Here is a 250-nt window from a genome sequence, read left to right on the forward strand (position 1 = left end):
CCCGCTGCCGTCGAGGCAGCGTTGGCGAGGACGGTGTCGGCGGCCATACAGGTGACCTGCGCCCACGGGGTTCGCGCCGGTGTGCCGGTGCGGGGATCGATGATGTGGTGCACGATCGTTCGGCCACGCCGCCAGGTCCGCACGCGGGTGGACGAGGTGGCGAAGGCCTGATTGTCATGGACACACACCGTCTGTCGGGTGCGGCCGGTCCAGTCACGGACGCCGATCCGCCATCCGTCACGCGGAGGGG

Annotated in this window: 1 protein-coding gene; it reads right to left on the bottom strand. The window is 70.8% G+C overall.

What is annotated here, in order from left to right; translation table 11 throughout:
- Positions 1-250: FAD:protein FMN transferase (locus tag B1964_RS29505; protein WP_139765973.1), on the bottom strand; the 250-nt coding region annotated here is incomplete at both ends.

Source organism: Gordonia sp. i37 (assembly GCF_002043085.1).
Taxonomy (GTDB): domain Bacteria; phylum Actinomycetota; class Actinomycetes; order Mycobacteriales; family Mycobacteriaceae; genus Gordonia; species Gordonia polyisoprenivorans.